This is a genomic window from Pseudomonas sp. (assembly GCF_050739655.1).
GTDB lineage: Bacteria > Pseudomonadota > Gammaproteobacteria > Pseudomonadales > Pseudomonadaceae > Aquipseudomonas.
Map to the genome: position 1 here is coordinate 1 of NZ_JBOIBY010000432.1, position 3891 is coordinate 3891.

Annotated in this window: 1 protein-coding gene and 1 pseudogene; both read right to left on the reverse strand. The window is 55.7% G+C overall.

The window, feature by feature from the left end; all coding sequences use genetic code 11:
* A pseudogene (gene rpsL / locus ACRESJ_RS21085) lies at nucleotides 1–62 on the reverse strand (30S ribosomal protein S12); the annotation flags it as partial.
* Nucleotides 63–278: 216 nt separating this feature from the next.
* The coding region (rpoC, locus tag ACRESJ_RS21090; protein ID WP_431759630.1) for a DNA-directed RNA polymerase subunit beta' at nucleotides 279–3891 on the reverse strand (3613 nt) is incomplete at its 5' end.

The window sequence follows — 3891 nt, forward strand, 5'->3', positions numbered from 1 at the left end:
ACGTCGGATTTCTCGACGATACGCTTACGCGGCTGACGTACCAGCTGGTTGATAGTTGCCATCTACTAGCTCCACTGTTGTCTTGCGACGCTATTGTCTTGCAAGAAAAGCAAAATGGCAGGAACGAGTTCCCGCCAAATTTAGGGGTACAAGAGTCTAAAGAGGATCTTGCCCCCAGTCAAGGCAAGGCCCCGCCCTCCCCCCTCATCAAACCTCGACAATTTGTCTCGATTCGATGAACGGAGCGACCAGGGCCTCACACTCATTTACCGCAGAACTCAGTTACCGCTCGAGTTCAGCGCTTCGGTCAGTGCAGCTTCCACTTCACTGGCGCTTACGCGCAACGGCTTGTCTGCATCACGGCGGCGCTTACGCTCGCTGTGATAAGCCAGACCGGTACCAGCCGGGATCAGACGACCCACGACTACGTTTTCTTTCAGGCCGCGCAGGTAATCGCGCTTGCCGGTTACCGCCGCCTCGGTCAGTACGCGAGTGGTTTCCTGGAAGGAAGCCGCCGAGATGAACGATTCGGTGGACAACGACGCCTTGGTGATACCCAGCAGAACGCGAGTGAACTTGGAGACAAACTTGTCTTCGCCGCTCAGACGCTCGTTCTCTACCAGTACGTGAGTCAGTTCCATCTGGTCGCCCTTGATGAAACTGGAATCGCCGGATTCAGCAATTTCAACTTTACGCAGCATCTGACGCAGGATGGTCTCGATGTGCTTGTCATTGATCTTCACGCCTTGCAGACGGTAAACGTCCTGGATCTCGTTGACGATGTACTTGGCCAGCGCACTCACACCCAACAGACGCAGGATGTCGTGTGGATCGCTCGGGCCGTCGGAGATAACTTCGCCGCGATTTACCTGTTCGCCTTCAAACACGTTCAGGTGACGCCACTTCGGAATCAGCTCTTCGTACGGATCGCTACCGTCGTTCGGGGTGATAACCAGGCGGCGCTTGCCCTTGGTCTCTTTACCGAACGCGATGGTGCCGCTGACTTCAGCCAGAATCGACGCTTCTTTCGGACGACGGGCTTCGAACAAGTCGGCAACACGCGGCAGACCACCGGTGATGTCACGGGTCTTCGAAGTCTCTTGCGGGATACGAGCGATAACATCACCGATCGCAATCTTCGCACCATCCGCTACACCGACCAGGGCGTTGGCTGGCAGGAAGTACTGAGCGATAACGTCAGTGCCTGGCAGCAACAGATCCTTGCCGTTGTCGTCAACCATCTTCACAGCAGGACGGATGTCCTTACCGGCAGCTGGACGATCTTTTGCGTCGAGTACTTCAATGTTGGTCATACCGGTCAATTCGTCAGTCTGACGCTTGATCGTGATGCCTTCTTCCATGCCCACGTAGGTCACGGTACCTTTCATTTCGGTAACGATCGGGTGAGTGTGCGGATCCCACTTGGCCACGATTGCGCCAGCGTCGACCTTGTCACCTTCTTTAACCGAGATCACAGCACCGTACGGCAGCTTGTAACGCTCACGCTCACGACCGAAGTCATCCGCGATGGCCAGCTCACCGGAACGGGATACAGCAACAAGGTGACCATCCACTCGCTCAACGTGTTTCAGGTTGTGCAGACGGACGGTACCGCCATTCTTCACCTGAACGCTGTCGGCCGCGGAGGTCCGGCTTGCCGCACCACCGATGTGGAACGTACGCATTGTCAGCTGGGTACCCGGCTCACCGATGGACTGGGCAGCAATAACGCCGACCGCTTCACCGATGTTCACCTGGTGACCACGAGCCAGATCGCGGCCGTAGCACTTGGCGCAAATACCGAAGCGGGTTTCGCAGCTGATCGGCGAACGCACAATCACTTCGTCGATGCTGTTCAGCTCGATGAACTCGACCCACTTCTCATCTACCAGAGTGCCGGCAGGAACGATAACGTCCTCGGTACCTGGCTTGAATACGTCACGGGCGATAACACGACCCAATACGCGCTCACCCAACGGCTCTACAACGTCACCGCCTTCAATGTGCGGAGTCATCAGCAGACCGTGCTCGGTGCCGCAATCGATCTCGGTTACAACCAGATCCTGCGCCACGTCTACCAGACGACGAGTCAGGTAACCCGAGTTCGCCGTTTTCAACGCGGTATCCGCCAGACCTTTACGAGCACCGTGAGTAGAGATGAAGTACTGGAGTACGCTCAAACCTTCACGGAAGTTCGCAGTAATCGGCGTTTCAATGATGGAACCGTCCGGTTTGGCCATCAGGCCACGCATACCGGCCAGCTGACGAATCTGTGCTGCGGAACCCCGCGCACCCGAGTCGGCCATCATGTACATCGAGTTGAAAGATTCCTGGTCGACGGTCTCACCGTGACGGTCGACAACTTTCTCTTTCGAGAGGTTGGCCATCATCGCCTTGGAGACTTCGTCGTTCGCTTTCGACCAAAGGTCGATCACTTTGTTGTACTTCTCGCCCTGGGTTACCAGGCCGGAGGCGTACTGGCTTTCGATCTCTTTCACTTCATCAGTAGCAGCATTGATGATGCGGGCTTTTTCATCCGGGATAACGAAGTCGTTAACACCGATGGAAACCCCGGAAATAGTCGAATAGGCAAAACCGGTGTACATCAACTGGTCAGCGAAGATCACGGTCTCTTTCAGACCAACCACGCGGTAGCACTGGTTGATCAGTTTGGAGATCGCCTTCTTTTTCATCGGCAAGTTGACGACGTCGTATGACAAACCTTTTGGCACAACCTGATAAAGCAATGCACGGCCGACAGTAGTGTCGACGATACGAGTGCCGCTCACGCTGCCGCCGTCACGGTCGTTGACGGTTTCGTTGATCCGCACTTTGACCTTGGCATGCAGTGCGGCTTCGCCGGCACGGAACACACGATCAACTTCCTGCAGATCCGCGAACACACGACCTTCGCCCTTGGCGTTGATCGCTTCACGAGTCATGTAATACAGACCCAATACAACGTCCTGCGACGGAACGATGATTGGCTCACCGTTGGCTGGCGACAGGATGTTGTTTGTAGACATCATCAACGCACGCGCTTCCAACTGGGCTTCCAGTGTCAGCGGTACGTGCACGGCCATTTGGTCGCCGTCGAAGTCGGCGTTGTACGCAGCACAGACCAGCGGGTGCAACTGAATAGCCTTACCTTCGATCAGTACCGGTTCAAACGCCTGAATACCCAGACGGTGAAGGGTCGGTGCACGGTTGAGAAGAACCGGGTGTTCGCGAATTACTTCAGCGAGAACGTCCCAAACTTCCGGCAGTTCGCGCTCGACCATCTTTTTGGCGGCCTTGATGGTGGTCGCGAGACCACGCATTTCCAGCTTGCCGAAAATGAACGGTTTGAACAGCTCGAGAGCCATTTTCTTAGGCAGACCGCACTGGTGCAGACGAAGGGTCGGGCCTACGGTAATTACCGAACGACCGGAGTAGTCAACACGCTTACCGAGCAAGTTCTGACGGAAACGACCTTGCTTACCCTTGATCATGTCAGCCAAGGATTTCAGAGGGCGCTTGTTAGAACCAGTGATAGCGCGGCCACGACGACCGTTATCGAGCAATGCGTCAACAGCTTCCTGCAACATACGCTTTTCGTTGCGCACGATGATGTCCGGCGCGGACAGATCCAGCAGGCGCTTCAAACGGTTGTTACGGTTGATCACTCGACGATACAGATCGTTGAGGTCGGAAGTCGCAAAACGACCGCCATCCAGCGGGACCAGTGGACGCAGATCTGGCGGCAGAACCGGCAGAACGGTCAACACCATCCACTCTGGCAGGTTGCCGGAACCCTGGAAGGCTTCCATCAACTTCAGACGCTTGGACAGCTTCTTGATCTTGGTTTCGGAGTTGGTTTGCGGAATCTCTTCACGCAGACGGCCAATCTCG